A 13,330-nucleotide genomic window follows, 5' to 3' on the forward strand; every position below is an offset into this window, starting at 1 on the left:
GGTGAGGAAAAATCTAGCGCCCAGGATACGCTGAGCTGAGGTCAGGCCGAAGCGAAAGGTGTCTGGCGCAGTGAGTCAGATCGAAATTCAGCGCTTGTGGCCGGGCGGGTTGACAGCTGAGACATAGCTTTCCTCGATCCATATAGAATGCATGTAGTCTGGTTCTCCAAAGACCTCGCCGACTTGTAGCTCCAGCAGGTTTGTCCCGGAAACGTTTGTGACGCTTACCACTTCGAACTTTCTTCCAACGCACCCAAGAAAGAGTTCCCTGGTTCGCATCACATCGTCGTCCGGAAGATCTTCGGGGACACCCTCCACGATCACCATGGTACCCGTAGAAATCACTGTGAAGCCTCCGACACTGAAAGCGTGCCGGGCACGCTCTTTTAGGGCTCGCACGCCACTGGGTTTTCCGTTTCCTAAGCCGCCGCCGTATTCTCTCGCAGCAGCCGCTCCGCCGCCGCCCGCGCCTCGTCGGTAATGGTGGCGCCGGCCAGCATGCGGGCGATTTCTTCCTGGCGCGCCGCCCGGTCCATCTCGGCAATGCCGGTGGCGACCTTATCCGAGCCGCCGGATTTGGAAATCAGGAAATGCGTCGCAGCACGTGCCGCCACCTGCGGCGCATGGGTGACGGACAGCACTTGCACCCGAGTCGACAGCCTGGCCAGTCTCTGGCCGATGGCATCGGCCACGGCGCCGCCGACGCCGGTGTCGATTTCGTCGAAGACCAATGTCGGCGCCGAGCCGCGATCGGCCAGCGCCACCTTGAGCGCCAGAAGGAAGCGCGACAGCTCGCCACCGGACGCCACCTTCATCATCGGGCCGGGCCTTGTGCCGGGATTGGTGCGCACCCAGAACTCGACCTGATCGATGCCTTCTTCCATGCGGTTTTCGCCATCGCTGGTCAGCCCGACGATGAACTCGGCCCGCTCGAGCTTCAGCGCCGGCAGTTCGGCCATGACAGCCTTGGTCAGGCCGATCGCAGCCGCATGGCGAAGCGAGGACAGCTGGGCCGCCGAAATGTCATAGGCCTCGCGCGCCGCGGCGGCCTGTTTCTCCAACCCATGCAGACGTTCCTCGCCGGCATCGAGATCGGCAAGGTCGGCCGACATCGTGTCGCGCAGCTGCGCCAGATCGTCGACCGCCACGCTGTGCTTGCGTGACGCCGCGCGCAGCGAAAACAGCCGCTCCTCCGCCTTCTCCAGCCGCTGCGGATCGTATTCGGTGGCGCGCAATGCCGCCTCGACACCGGACTGTGCCGCATCCAGCGACAGCATCGCCTCATCGAGCGACTTCACCACATCCTCGAGCAGGCCAGGTGCTTCGCTGGCCTTGCGCTGCAGGCGCCTGAGCAGGCTGGCCAGCTGCGGCAGCGGCGAGGATGGACCTGACAGCACATCCTGCGCGTCGTGTATTTCCGAGGCGATCTTTTCCGCCCGCATCATCGTGGCGCGCAGTTCAGCCAGTTGCGTTTCCTCGCCGGGCTGGGGATCAAGCTTCGCCAGCTCAGCGACCGATGCCCTGAGATAATCGGCCTCGCGCGCCGCCGCCTCGACCTTGGCGCGATGCCGGGCAAAGTCCTGCTCGCAGCCGCGCCAGTAGCGCCACGCCTCGCCTGTCGCGCGGGCAGCACCAAGATGGCCGCCAAAACTGTCCAGCAATTCGCGATGCGCGCCAGGATCGACCAGGGCCCGCTCGTCGTGCTGGCCGTGGATTTCGACCAGCGCGTGGCCGATGTCTCGCATCAGGGTGACGCTGGACGGCTGATCGTTGACGAAGACACGGGTGCGGCCATCCGCCGTCTGCAGCCGGCGCAGGATAATGTCCCCGTCATCCTCGATGGCGTTTTCGGCAAGCAGCGCACGCACCGGATGGTTGCGCGGCACGTCGAACACGGCGATGACCTGGCCCTGGGCGGCGCCATGGCGCACCAGCGAGGCGTCGCCGCGCGCGCCGAGCGCCAGCGACAGCGCGTCGAGCAGGATGGATTTGCCGGCGCCGGTTTCACCGGTGAGCACGGAAAGGCCGGGCTGGAAGTCGATATCCAGCTTCTCGATCAGGACGATATCGCGGATCGACAGTCTGGAAAGCATCAGAACCCGAACCTATCGCATGTCGCCCCAAGCGGACCGGTTTGGGACAACGGCATGCACAAAACCAAAGACTTAAAGCGCGCGACGCGCCTCAATGCGGCATGCGACCGGTGGAGTCGCAGCGCCGCACTATCTTTTTGTTTGGGCGTCGGATCAATCCGAAAAGCGCTGTGATCGCTTCAGTCGATGCTCAGGCGTCAGGCGCCGGTGATCAGCTTTCCGGCCTTGGATATCCACGACCCGGCATTCTCGCGCGGCTCAAGCCCATTGCTCTGCAAGAGCTTGTAGGAATCCTTGTACCACTGGCTGTCGGGATAGTTGGTGCCGAGCACGGCCGCGGCCGTCTGCGCTTCCGAGGTCAAGCCCATCGCGTAGTAGCTCTCGGTCAGGCGCGCCAGCGCCTCTTCGACATGGCGGGTGTTGGAATAGTTCTCGACCACATTGCGGAAGCGTTTGACGGCGGCAATGTATTCACGCCGCTCGAGATAATAGCGGCCGATCTGCATCTCCTTGCCGGCGAGCTGGTCGTTGGCGAAGCGAATCTTTTCCTTGGCGTCGTCGACATATTCCGAAGTCGGCCAGCGCGTCACCAGATCCTGCATCGTCTGCACGGTCTGGCGTGCTTCCTCCTGATCCTGAGTGACGTCCTTGATCTGGCGGTAGTAGCTCAGGCCAATGATGTACTGGGCGTAAGCGGCGTCGTCGGTCGACGGATAGAGCGTGAGATAGCGCTTGGCCGAGCCGATCGCCTCGTCATAATGGCCGGCGCGGTAGTCGGCGAAGGCGCCCATCACCATCGATTTGCGGGCCCATTCGGAATAGGGGTGCTGGCGGTCGACGGCGTCGAACTTCTTGCTCGCCTCATCCAGCCGGCCGGCGTTGAGATTGGCAAGGCCTTGATTGTAAAGGACGTCGGCCGGTTCGGTCTGGTCGACATAGGTCGACAAATCGACGTCTTTCTCGGACGACATGCAGGCCGACAGGAACAGCGATGGCACAACTATCGAAAGCGCCAGGAAAACAGCCCGATACGGCGCTTTCGATTGACCAACTCGCGTGAAGAACATGATTGGATTGCGCCCTTTCGGCGTTATTTCAATGCCTTTCGCATGGCGTTCCCTCAAAACTGGTCCCCACTTTTGAGCGACATGCGTCTAATCGACGGCAGCAGCCATAAACCATAACTGTCTTGCCCAGCAACGCTATGTCTAGCCAATCGCACATTTTTGTGGCGGCTTGGTGTTGCCGCGAAAGCTATGCGCTTTCACCGGCCGGTGATGCATCCGTGCAACACCAGCCGACGCTCAGAAAGCCAGAAAATCGTTAAGAATCAGATCACCCAGGGCGCGAAGACAGGGCCGGTGACGGCGCTCATCTCGGCGGTGCGGCCGCGCTCGCGGCGTGTGGTTTCGACGACCTCGAAGGCTGAACGGTCGGACAGCAGGCGCCGCAACGCCGCGGCGTTCATCCGGTGGCCGCCGCGATAGGAGCGGAAACAGCCGATGAAACGGGCACCGGCCAGCGCCAGATCGCCCATCGCGTCCATCGTCTTGTGACGGGCGAATTCATTGGGATAGCGCAGGCCACCCATATTGATCACCCGGTTGTCGTCGCCGATCACCAGCGAGTTCTCCAGCGAGGAGCCCAGCGCATAGCCGGCCGCCCACAGCCGCTCCACGTCCTTCATGAAACCGAAGGTGCGGGCACGCGCAATGTCCTGGCGGAAGACGTCGGGATTGATGTCGGAGGCGAACAGCTGACGGCCGATCGCCGGGCTCTCGAAATCGATTTCGACCTCGAAACGCGTGCCGCTATAGGGCCTGAATTCAGCCCAGGACGCGCCGTTCTCGATCCGAACCGGCTTGACCACCCTGATGTAGCGGCGCTTGACCGCCAGCGTCTCGATGCCGGCCTGGTCGATGGCCTCCACGAACGCCACCGCGCTGCCGTCGAGGATCGGAACCTCGTGGCCGTCGATCTCGATGACGATGTTGTCGATGCCGAGTCCGAAGAGCGTCGCCATCAGATGTTCGACGGTGGCGATATGCTCGCCTGCCGGATCGCCGAGCATGGTGCAGAGATCGGTCGCGCCGACTTCGGCAACCAGCGCACGGAACTCGCGGCTCTCGCTTCCGGTCGAAAGGTGGAAGACGACGCCGGTGTCGGCGTCCGCGGGGAGGAAATTGACGGTGACCGGTTTGCCGCTGTGAACGCCGGTACCGGTCAGCGTCGCACGCGATCTAAGTGTCGTCTGGTAGTCTTGCAAGACAAACCCCATAGCCCATAACGCCCATGTCCGCTTTATAGCCCCAAAGGGCGCGGCTCTTGATTATCGGCAGGCAGGGCCAACTCCCCGAATCCCAGCACACCGAAAGTGCTGCGGCAAAGATAGTGGTCCGTCAGGGAGACTCCAAATCACGGTTTCTTACTCTGTGTAACCCCGACCGACCGTGAGCGCCACCTCGTAACACTATGGTATCAAAGGATTTTTTTGGTTAACAGGCAAACGATCTCTCGTCTGCCTGTTAACAAGTGTTACATACCGTTAACGCCTCAGTTGGCCTGGCGGCGCAGGAACGCCGGGATCTCCAGCTGGTCGTCTTCCTGGGCAGAGCGGGTCTGCGGCGTCAACCGGCCCTGGTCGTCGAGCTGGCCACGGCGCGGCGCATAAAGCTGCGGATCCTGGCTGGCAAGGCGGCGCATTTCGGGCGCTGCCTGGCGCAGTTTCGGTTCGCGCGGCTGTGCCGGCTGCAATCGGGCCGGCTCTTCCTCGCGGCGCGTCAGTCCGTTGGTCAGCCGCTTGAGCAGCCCCATCGGCCCGCTGTTTTCATGGTCGGCCGGACGGCCCTTGGCTTCCACCTCGGCCTTCACCACCGGCGGAAAATCTTCCACCCGCGGCATGCGCTGCGGTGCGGCAGCCACCGGCTGCGGCATTTCCCGCAGCGGCGCCGGCTGCATCACCGGCTGCACGACAGGTTGCGGCTGCGCCGGCGGGGCCTGGAAGATCTTGCTCTGCGGACGGAAGTCTTCCGCCTGGGCCATCGGCGCCGGACGAGCCATTGCCGCCGCATTGGCTTCGGCAAGCTGAATCGCCTCGGCGACCGGATCGGCCGCGCGCGTCTCATAGGTCTGCTGGACCGGCGCCGGCCGGCCTTCCGCGGCCGGAGCCGGACGGCTGACAGGCTTCTGCTGCGGCGGCACGGCGCGGATCGAGATCGGCACCGCGGCGATTTCGGCCGCCGACTTGTCGATGCCGGTGGCGACCACCGAGACGCGGATGACACCTTCGAGTTCCTCGTCGAAAGTGGCGCCGAGGATGATGTTGGCGTCCTGGTCGACCTCCTCGCGGATGCGGGTCGCGGCTTCGTCGACTTCGAACAGGGTCAGGTCACGGCCGCCGGTGATCGAGATCAGCAGGCCCTTGGCGCCCCTCATCGAGGTCTCGTCCAGCAGCGGATTGGCGATCGCTGCCTCGGCGGCGGCCATCGCGCGGCCCTCGCCCGAAGCCTCGCCGGTGCCCATCATCGCCTTGCCCATCTCGCGCATCACCGAACGGACGTCGGCGAAGTCGAGATTGATCAGGCCTTCCTTGACCATCAGGTCGGTGATGCAGGCAACACCGGAATAGAGCACCTGGTCGGCCATGGCGAACGCGTCGGCGAAGGTGGTCTTGTCATTGGCCAGCCGGAACAGGTTCTGGTTGGGGATGACGATCAGGGTGTCGACGCATTTCTGCAGCTCCTCGATGCCCATATCCGCCGTCTTCATGCGGCGCTGGCCTTCGAAATGGAAAGGCTTGGTGACGACGCCGACGGTGAGGATGCCCTTTTCGCGCGCCGCGCGGGCAACGACTGGGGCAGCACCCGTGCCGGTGCCGCCGCCCATTCCGGCGGTGACGAAGCACATATGGGTGTTGGAGAGGTGATCGATGATCTCATCGATGCACTCCTCAGCCGCCGCACGGCCGACTTCCGGCTGCGATCCGGCACCGAGTCCCTCGGTGACATGTGCGCCGAGCTGGATCAGCCGCTCGGCCTTCGACATGGTCAGCGCCTGCGCGTCGGTGTTGGCCACGACGAACTCGACGCCGCGCAAGCCCGCGGTGATCATGTTATTGACGGCATTGCCGCCACCGCCGCCGACACCGAAAACGGTGATCCGGGGCTTGAGCTCGGTGATGTCCGGCTTTTGCAGATTGATGGTCATTGTCTCCGTCCTTTGCCTTTCCCGCCGCTTCGCCGCCGCGGCCGCCTATGGGGCTGTCCCCGTCAATTAGAAACTGTCTCTCAACCACTGACTCATGCGATGCAGTTTTCCGCCCGTTCCGGTCATCCTGAGACCGGAAATTCCTTTCGCCGGATGGCTCTCGAAACTCGCCATCTGCGGATAGATCAGCAGTCCGACCGCCGTCGAGAAAGCCGGGCCCTTGGCGGCTTCCGGCAGCCCCGCCACGCCGAGCGGGCGGCCGATGCGCACATTGCGTCCCAGAATCCGGCGTGCCGCTTCCGGCAGGCCCGCAAGCTGGCTGGCGCCGCCGGTCAGCACGACGCGCTTGCCCACGGCATTGCCGTAGCCCGACTTGTTCAGCCGGTCGCGCAACAGCTCTAGCGTCTCGTCGATGCGGGCGCGGATAATGCGCGTCATCACCGAGCGCGGGATCTGCAGCGGCATCTCGCCTTCCTCGCCGATCGGCTGGATCGACACCAGGTCGCGGTCATCGGCACTGCCGGGCAGCGCCGAGCCATGCATCACCTTCAGCCGTTCGGCCGCGTCGAGCGACGTCGACAGACCCTTGGCCATATCCAGCGTCACATGATTGCCGCCGATGGCGATGGCGTCGCCATGCACGAACTTGCCTTCCGAAAACACCGAGATCGTTGTCGTGCCGCCGCCCATGTCGATGCAGGCCGCGCCCATTTCGAGCTCGTCATCGACAAGCGCCGCAAGTCCGCTGGCATAGGGCGTCGCCACCATGCGCTCGACCGACAGATGCGAACGGTTGATGCAAAGTTCGAGATTGCGCAGCGGTGCGGCGTCGCCGGTCAGCACATGCATGTCGACGCCGAGCTGGTCGCCGACCATGCCGCGCGGATCGCGCACGCCGCGTTCGGCGTCCAGCGAAAAGCCGACCGGCAGCGAATGGATCACGTCGCGCTCGGCCTTGAGCGCCTGCTTGGCGCCGGCGGCAAGCACGCGCTTGATATCGGCCTCGTCGGCCTGATGGCCGCCGAGATTGATGGTGGCAGAATAGGTTTCGCTCTTCAGCCGGCCGGCCGTCATGTTGACGATCAGCGAATCCACCGTCAGTCCCGCCATGCGCTCGGCGGCGTCGACGGACAGGCGAATGGCGTGCTCGGCACGGTCGAGATCGACAACCACGCCCGACTTCACGCCTTGCGACTTCTGATGGCCGATGCCGATCACCTGGATGCGGTGCGAGCGGCCGCGCAGCAGCTTGCCGTCCTCGCGCGGCTTCAGTTTCGCCACCACGCAGCAAACCTTGCTTGAGCCGACATCCAGCACGGTCAGCGTGCCGGAGCGGCGCGAAGAGGCATCGCTGTTGCCGCCAAGCCAGCTCATATCTTCGTCTCCGACTTGCGCTTGAGGCTTTGCGGCTTTTCGTTGAGCGCCGCCTGGCGCTGCGTCGCCGCTTCCGGCGTCAGTTGCACCACCAGGCGATCGGAGATGCGCATGTCGACGGCCGCGATATCGCGCGTCAGAAGACCGTTGTCATGATCCATCCGAACCAGCTCGGCGATCGCCCGGTCCTCGCCATCCTCGGGCAGCTTGACGGTGATGCCGTTTTCCAGCTTCAGGTCCCAGCGCCGTTCGCCGATGCGGATATAGCCTTTGACCCGCGCCGCGAGCTCTGGATACTTCTTGATCTTGGCCAGGAAGTCGGGCGCCTTGGCCGGCGCACCGGTGCCGATGATCAACGGCAGCAAAGCCTGCTTGCCGCCCGAGAACGGCGCGATCACCGCGCCGGAGCGCTCAATGACCGAAAGCTCCGAGCCCTGCTGCCAGAGCGCGAAGGGTTCGCGCTCCTCGACACGCACTTCCAGTGTATGCGGATAGACCTTGCGCACCGCCGCCACTTCGACCCAGGGCAGCGTATCGATGCGCTCGCGCGCCGCCTCGGCATCGAAGCCGATCAGCGACGTCCAGCCATCGAGTTCAAGCCGGCCCAGTATGTCGATCTCCGAGGTCTGACGGTTGCCGACCACCTTGATCTGGTCGACGGCAAAGCCGGTGCGGGCGGTGATACTCTGGACGATGTCGTCGGCATGGCCGCCGAGAATGGCACCATAGAGGCTGCTCGATGCGATGAGCGAAGCGGACAGGATGGCTGCCGAAAAGCGCGGCGCGACGAAGTCGCCGCCACCCAGGCGCGCCAGCACGCGCACCGGCCGGCGCAGCACGCGCGGCAGCACGAAATGGTCGAACGACAACGGCATGCCGAACAGCGCCGGCCCGGCGCCACCCCTGCCCTTGTCCTGCCCCCATTTCAACGCAGACACGAAGCGTCCTCCACTATCCAACTCAACAGATCGCCGAACGAATGCCCCGCTTGGGCGGCGATTTCAGGCACCAAAGACGTCGGCGTCATGCCAGGCTGAGTGTTGATCTCGAGCCAGACAATTTCGCCGTTTTCGGAGTGACGATCGTCATAGCGGAAGTCCGACCGGGAAACGCCCCGACAGCCGATAGCCAGATGTGCCTTGAGCGCCAGTGTCTGTATTTTTTGGTAAATATTCGGTGAAATTTTAGCAGGGATTTCGTGTTTTGATCCGCCGGCGACGTATTTTGAATCATAGTCGTAGAAGGAGTGGCCGGTCGGGATGATCTCGCAGACGCCGAGCGCCACATCGCCCATGACGGCGCAGGTCAGCTCGCGGCCATGGATGTAGCGCTCGACCATGACGGTCTCGCCATATTTCCAATCGGACGAACCGATCACCTGCGGCGGATGCGACTGCCCTTCATGCACGATGACAACGCCGAAGCTTGAGCCTTCATTGACCGGCTTGACCACATAGGGCGGCTTCATCGGGTGCTTGTTCTGAATGGCGAAGCGGCTGGCAACCTTCGATTCCGCCACCGCAATGCCGGCAGCCTTGGCAACCTTCTTGGCCTGCTCCTTGTTCATGGCGAGCGCCGAGGCGAGCACACCCGAATGGGTGTAGGGAATCGCCAGATATTCGAGGATGCCCTGGATGGTGCCGTCTTCACCGAACGGACCGTGCAACGCGTTGAAGACAACATCAGGCTTGAGCTCGCCAAGCACGGCGCCGACATCGCGCGCAACGTCGACGCGGGTAACCTGGTAGCCTTCCTTCTCAAGCGCATCCGCACACGCCTTTCCCGAAGACAGAGACACGGGCCGCTCGGACGAGAATCCGCCCAGGAGGACAGCCACATGCTTGTTCTTCATATCCCGTCATTCCTCTCACGGCGGGCCCGCAACCACGCATTCAGCGACCAGATGGAGTCCGAGTCTCCCGGCAGGTTGCCCCCCAGACGGAAAACGCGGTCGACGCGTCGAACGACTCAAATCAGGAAACGCTTTAGGGCAGAGAATCAGAGAGTTGATTCGCTGGCAAGTGCTTATGATTCCGACAGATTCACTTTCCTCGAAAACGGCTGCAAAAAGCCCGTTGTGAGTCTTTCGGGCAACGGTCGCGGTGTTGTTTCAGACCGTTTGAAGTTCAAGCATCACATGAACTTCAGCTTGCGCCAAGATGCCTAGAGAAGTTGCCCAAGGAACTCTTGCACGGCGTGGCCGGGGCGGAAATTGCCGATGCGCTTGATTTCCCACTGCAGCCTTATGCCGGAATTTACAAGCACCCGGGCGCGCACCGTCTCGCCGAGATATTCGAGGTCGTAGCCGGTCGCGGTTCCGGTGTTGATCATGAAGTTGCAGTGCATCGGCGACATCTGCGCGCCGCCGATCATCAGCCCGCGGCAGCCGGCCTTGTCGATCTCCTTCCAGGCCGAGGTGCCCTCCGGATTCTTGAAGGTCGAGCCGCCGGTCTTCTCGCGGATCGGCTGCACCGTCTCGCGATGCGTCTGGACGGCGTCCATGGCCGCCTTGATCGCCGCCTTGTCTTCCCGCACGCCTTCGAAAATGGCGGAGGTGAAGATCAGCCCGGCAGGTGCTGCCGAGTGACGATAGGCATAGCCCATGTCTTCATTGCTCAGCGTGTGCAGATTGCCCTTGCGGTCGAGCGCCCGCACCTCCACGACCCGCTCTCGTGTCTCGACGCCATTGGCGCCGGCATTCATTCTCAGCGCCCCGCCGATGGCGCCGGGAATGCCGTGATAGAAATGAAAGCCGCCAATGCTGGCCTCATAGGCAACGGCAGCAACGCGCTTGTCCGGCGTCGCAGCGCCCGCCTTGATGCCGGTCGGCGATATGACCTCGGCTTCGCCAAAACCCTTGGCCGAAAGCCTGATGACGAAACCCGGAATACCGCCGTCGCGCACCAGGAGGTTCGAGCCGACGCCGACGACGGTGAGCGGGATCTCCTCCGGCACGGCGCGCAGGAAGGCGGCAAGGTCTTCCTCGTCGGCCGGCTGGAACAGCACCTCGGCCAGCCCTCCGGCGCGGAACCAGGTGATCTTGTCCATCTCGGCATTGGGCGTAATGCGACCACGCAGGCCGGCAAGCCGGTCGCCAAGTCTGTCGATCAGGTCCTGGCCGCGCATCATGAGACCGCACCGCCAAGTTCCCTGGGCAGCGCATAGGCCCATTGGGTGATGTTACCGGCGCCGAGGAAGACAACGAAGTCGCCGGGCTTGGCCAGTTCGCGGATGGTGGGGGCTATGGCAGCAGCACCGTCGATATAGCGCGCATCGCGGTGACCGCCGGAGCGGATGCGCGACACCAGCGCCTCCGAAGTCACGCCGTCGATCGGCTCCTCTCCCGCCGCATAGACCGGCGCCACCATCACCGTGTCGGCATCGTTGAAGCAGACCGAGAATTCGTCGAACAGATCGTGCAGGCGGGTGAAGCGGTGCGGCTGCGCGATGGCGATGACGCGGCCCTTGGTGGCGCTGCGCGCCGCTTTCAGCACCGCTGTGATCTCGACCGGGTGATGGCCGTAATCGTCGAAGATCTCGACGCCGTTCCACGAGCCGGTATGGGTGAAGCGCCGCTTGACGCCGGCGAAGGACGACAGCCCCTTCTTGATCGCCTCGGCCGACAGGCCGAGTTCATGCGCAACCGCAATCGCGGCCGTCGCGTTGGAGACATTGTGGCGGCCGGGCATCGGCAGGCGCAGGTCCGATATCGTCGTCTGGCCGCCGGTTTTGCGGTCGCGGATCACCACGTCGAACTCGGAGGCAGCACCGACCATGCGATGGTTGGTGAAGCGCACATCGGCCTGCGCGTTCTCGCCATAGGTGATGACGCGGCGGTCCTCGATGCGGCTGACCAGCGCCTGCACCTCCGGGTGGTCGGTGCACATCACGCCAAAGCCGTAGAACGGCACGTTCTCGACAAACTGGCGAAAGGCTTCGCGCACCTTGTCGAAACTGCCATAGTGATCGAGATGCTCGGGATCGATGTTGGTGACGACGGCAATTTCGGCCGGCAGCTTGAGGAAAGTGCCGTCGCTCTCGTCGGCTTCGACCACCATCCATTCGCCATCGCCCATGCGGGCATTGGTGCCATAGGCATTGATGATGCCGCCATTGATCACGGTCGGGTCGAGCCCGCCGGCATCAAGCAGCGTCGCCACCATCGAGGTGGTCGTCGTCTTGCCGTGGGTGCCGCCGATGGCGACGGCCTGGCGGAAGCGCATCAATTCGGCCAGCATCTCGGCGCGGCGCACGATCGGCAGAAGCTTCTCGCGCGCTGCCTTCAGTTCCGGATTGGATTTCTTGATCGCGGTCGAAACCACCACCACTTCGGCAGCACCGATATTCTCGGCCTTGTGGCCGACGAAGCAGTCGATGCCCTTGTCGCGCAGCCGCTGCACATTGGCGCTGTCGGCCTGATCGGAGCCCTGCACCTTGTAGCCAAGATTGTGCAGCACCTCGGCGATGCCGCTCATGCCGATGCCGCCAATGCCGATGAAATGCACAAGGCCGATGGTTTGCGGCATCTTCATCAATGCGTCCCCTTCCTGAAATCCGATACGGTTTTTCTGGACGCAATAGCCTCTGTGAGATCGGCGAGCAACCGTGCCGCGTCCGGCCGGCCGGCCGACTTCGCGCCGGCAGCCATAGCCGCCAGCCGCTCGGGATTGTCCATCAGCCCGCCAACAAGCGTCGCAATGCGCTCTGGCGACAGCGATGATTGCGGGTGGACTTCGCCGCCGCCGGCTGCCGCAAGGGCTGCCGCGTTCGCCGCCTGGTCGTGGTCCAGCGCATAGGGATAAGGCACCAGCAGCGCCGGCCGGCCGATGACGGCGATTTCCGAGACCGTCGAGGCGCCGGAGCGCGAGATCACCAGATGCGCGGTGGCCATGCGCTGCGCCATATCGGTGAAGAAGGGCGACACCTCGACATGGACGCCAAGTGCCGAATAGCCCGTCTTCACTCGCGCCACGTCGTCGGCGCGGGCCTGCTGGGTGATCACCAGCCGCTTGCGCTGCGCCTCCGGCAGGAGTGCGATGGCCGCCGGCATCGCATCGGAAAAAAACTGCGCGCCCTGGCTGCCGCCGAACACCAGGAGCCGGAACGGCTCCTCGCCTTGGGATGCCGTGTACGGCGTCTTTGCCGCCTCCAGGATCGGCGGCCGGACCGGATTGCCTGTGATGACCGTCTTGGCGCCGGCAGCACTTTCATCTTCAGGCAGAAAGCCGCCGGCAATGGCGTCGACGCGGCCGGACAGCGCCCGGTTGGCGCGGCCCATCACCGCGTTCTGCTCATGGATCAGCGTCGGCACCTTGCGCCGTGTCGCGGCATAGAGCGGCGGCAGGGTCGGATAACCGCCGAAGCCGACGACCGCGTCAGGTTTGATCCTGCCGATGACAGTGGAGGCCTGGCGCACGCCGCGCCAGATCTTCCAAAACGCGCCGAGCAAGGCGACGGGGTTTTTCGAGCCCATGGTCGCCGACTGGATCGGATGGATGGCGGCGGCCGGGAAATGGCCGGCAAACCGCTCGGCACGGTCGTCGGTCGCCAGATGCACGCTCCAGCCGCGTTCGATCAGCTCATGCGCCAGCGCCTCGGCCGGAAACAGATGCCCGCCGGTTCCGCCCGCCGCGAGAAGAATGACACCGCGCGCCATA

Annotated in this window: 11 protein-coding genes; all 11 read right to left on the minus strand. The window is 63.9% G+C overall.

Annotation, left to right across the window (positions count from 1 at the left end; genetic code table 11):
• Positions 1-87: 87 nt before the first annotated feature.
• Positions 88-327 (minus strand): hypothetical protein, encoded by a 240-nt coding sequence (locus AC04SH_RS12330; protein WP_488575216.1) that lies wholly within the window; start codon positions 325-327, stop codon positions 88-90.
• A gap of 92 nt (positions 328-419) precedes the next feature.
• Complete coding sequence (gene recN, locus AC04SH_RS12335; protein ID WP_192258441.1) at positions 420-2,093, minus strand: DNA repair protein RecN; 1,674 nt, start codon at positions 2,091-2,093, stop codon at positions 420-422.
• Between the two features lie 197 nt (positions 2,094-2,290).
• Complete coding sequence (locus AC04SH_RS12340) at positions 2,291-3,160, minus strand: outer membrane protein assembly factor BamD (protein ID WP_488575217.1); 870 nt, start codon at positions 3,158-3,160, stop codon at positions 2,291-2,293.
• 263 nt (positions 3,161-3,423) lie between these two features.
• Positions 3,424-4,371 carry a UDP-3-O-acyl-N-acetylglucosamine deacetylase gene (gene lpxC, locus AC04SH_RS12345; protein WP_112560392.1) on the minus strand — a complete coding sequence of 316 codons (948 nt, stop codon included), beginning with the start codon at positions 4,369-4,371 and terminating at the stop codon, positions 3,424-3,426.
• 275 nt (positions 4,372-4,646) lie between these two features.
• On the minus strand, positions 4,647-6,299 hold the full coding sequence (gene ftsZ, locus AC04SH_RS12350) for a cell division protein FtsZ (protein WP_477231519.1): 1,653 nt from the start codon (positions 6,297-6,299) through the stop codon (positions 4,647-4,649).
• Between the two features lie 66 nt (positions 6,300-6,365).
• Entirely contained in the window at positions 6,366-7,673 is a 1,308-nt protein-coding gene (gene ftsA, locus AC04SH_RS12355; protein WP_112560390.1) for a cell division protein FtsA, read from the minus strand.
• Entirely contained in the window at positions 7,670-8,611 is a 942-nt protein-coding gene (locus AC04SH_RS12360; protein ID WP_477231520.1) for a cell division protein FtsQ/DivIB, read from the minus strand. The genes ftsA and AC04SH_RS12360 overlap by 4 nt, the downstream gene beginning before the upstream one ends.
• Entirely contained in the window at positions 8,599-9,525 is a 927-nt protein-coding gene (locus AC04SH_RS12365) for a D-alanine--D-alanine ligase (RefSeq protein ID WP_477231521.1), read from the minus strand. Before AC04SH_RS12365 ends, AC04SH_RS12360 begins: the two co-directional genes overlap by 13 nt.
• A 311-nt stretch (positions 9,526-9,836) precedes the next feature.
• Positions 9,837-10,802, minus strand: a complete 966-nt coding sequence (gene murB, locus AC04SH_RS12370; RefSeq protein ID WP_477231522.1) for a UDP-N-acetylmuramate dehydrogenase — start codon at positions 10,800-10,802, stop codon at positions 9,837-9,839.
• Positions 10,799-12,205 (minus strand): UDP-N-acetylmuramate--L-alanine ligase, encoded by a 1,407-nt coding sequence (gene murC, locus AC04SH_RS12375; protein WP_477231523.1) that lies wholly within the window; start codon positions 12,203-12,205, stop codon positions 10,799-10,801. The genes murB and murC overlap by 4 nt, the downstream gene beginning before the upstream one ends.
• On the minus strand, positions 12,205-13,329 hold the full coding sequence (gene murG / locus AC04SH_RS12380) for an undecaprenyldiphospho-muramoylpentapeptide beta-N-acetylglucosaminyltransferase (protein ID WP_477231524.1): 1,125 nt from the start codon (positions 13,327-13,329) through the stop codon (positions 12,205-12,207). Before murG ends, murC begins: the two co-directional genes overlap by 1 nt.
• Position 13,330: the final 1 nt, after the last annotated feature.

This window comes from Mesorhizobium sp. CNPSo 4688, from assembly GCF_057784295.1.

Bases quoted from the DNA above. Each gene is read 5' to 3' on its own strand.
- AC04SH_RS12330 (WP_488575216.1), bottom strand. From the start codon at position 327: ATGGTGATCGTGGAGGGTGTCCCCGAAGATCTTCCGGACGACGATGTG.
- recN (WP_192258441.1), bottom strand. From the start codon at position 2,093: ATGCTTTCCAGACTGTCGATCCGCGATATCGTCCTGATCGAGAAGCTG.
- AC04SH_RS12340 (WP_488575217.1), bottom strand. From the start codon at position 3,160: ATGTTCTTCACGCGAGTTGGTCAATCGAAAGCGCCGTATCGGGCTGTT.
- lpxC (WP_112560392.1), bottom strand. From the start codon at position 4,371: ATGGGGTTTGTCTTGCAAGACTACCAGACGACACTTAGATCGCGTGCG.
- ftsZ (WP_477231519.1), bottom strand. From the start codon at position 6,299: ATGACCATCAATCTGCAAAAGCCGGACATCACCGAGCTCAAGCCCCGG.
- ftsA (WP_112560390.1), bottom strand. From the start codon at position 7,673: ATGAGCTGGCTTGGCGGCAACAGCGATGCCTCTTCGCGCCGCTCCGGC.
- AC04SH_RS12365 (WP_477231521.1), bottom strand. From the start codon at position 9,525: ATGAAGAACAAGCATGTGGCTGTCCTCCTGGGCGGATTCTCGTCCGAG.
- murB (WP_477231522.1), bottom strand. From the start codon at position 10,802: ATGATGCGCGGCCAGGACCTGATCGACAGACTTGGCGACCGGCTTGCC.
- murC (WP_477231523.1), bottom strand. From the start codon at position 12,205: ATGAAGATGCCGCAAACCATCGGCCTTGTGCATTTCATCGGCATTGGC.
- murG (WP_477231524.1), bottom strand. From the start codon at position 13,329: ATGGCGCGCGGTGTCATTCTTCTCGCGGCGGGCGGAACCGGCGGGCAT.